Source organism: Microvirga sp. P4_G7, from assembly GCF_056401005.1.
In genome coordinates this window covers 1-1,022 of record NZ_JBFUKD010000989.1, presented here as the reverse complement: position 1 = coordinate 1,022, position 1,022 = coordinate 1, and the positions used below count along the sequence as shown (strand labels likewise).

Annotated in this window: 1 protein-coding gene; it reads right to left on the bottom strand. The window is 61.5% G+C overall.

Features of this window, described 5'->3' with window-relative positions:
• Nucleotides 1-1,022, bottom strand: a 1,022-nt coding sequence (locus AC1DT3_RS22445) for a putative bifunctional diguanylate cyclase/phosphodiesterase (RefSeq protein WP_477467380.1), incomplete at both ends; no start/stop codon positions are given.

The window sequence follows — 1,022 nt, the reverse complement described above, 5'->3', positions numbered from 1 at the left end:
GTCACAAGGTGGACAAGATCCTGCCGCAGGAACTGAACCGGCGAGAGGTTGACGGCGATGCGCAACGGATAGCCGAGCTGCTGCCACACCATTCCCTGTGAGCACGCTTCTCGCAGCGCCCATTCGCCGATCTCGGCGATCAGACCGCTCTCTTCCGCAATGCGCAGGAAGGCGTCGGGCGCCGTCAATCCAGCGACGGGTCTCGCCCATCGTAGGAGCGCCTCCACGCCGATGATGCGACCGGACCGCAAATCAATCTGCGGCTGGTAATAGAGCACCAGTTGATCGCGCCCCAGGGCCTTGCGAAGATCGGCTTCCAAGATCAGGTTGTTGCGCGAGCCGACATCCATCTCGGGTGTGAAGAAGCGGAAGATATTTCGGCCGTCCGACTTGGCGCGGTACATGGCGAGATCGGCGTATTTCAGCAGTCGTTCCGCGTCCGTCGCGTCGCGTTGGCCCATCACGATGCCGATGCTGCTGCCGATTGCGATTTCCTGTTCGTGGCAAAGGAATGGTGCCGACAGCGCGACGATGACGTCGCGCGCGAGGCTCTCCGCATCGTCCTGATGGTGAATATTCGACTGCAGAATCGCGAACTCGTCGCCGGAGAGCCGCGCGACCATGACGTTCTCGTTGGCAAACTCGTTCAACCGTGCGGTCACGCTCTGCAGCAGCCGATCGCCGCTGGCATGGCCGAACGCGTCGTTGATCGATTTGAACCGGTCGAGATCGATGAGGTGAAGCGCGAAGGTTCCCTTGTCGCCCGAGATCTCGGCCTGCAGGCTTTCGTAGAGCATCGTTCGGTTGGGCAGATCGGTAAGCGAGTCGTGCAACGCCATGTGACGAAGCAGGCCCTCGGTCTCCTTGCGCTCGGTGATGTCCACCGAGCTCGTCAGCACGCTTATGACATTCTGCGACGCGTCGCGCAGTGGCATCTTCGTGGTCAGGAGCACACGCCGCGCGCCGTGCCTGACGACCACTTCCTCTTCGAAGCTCGGCGAAACATCGGCCGTCTCGAATAC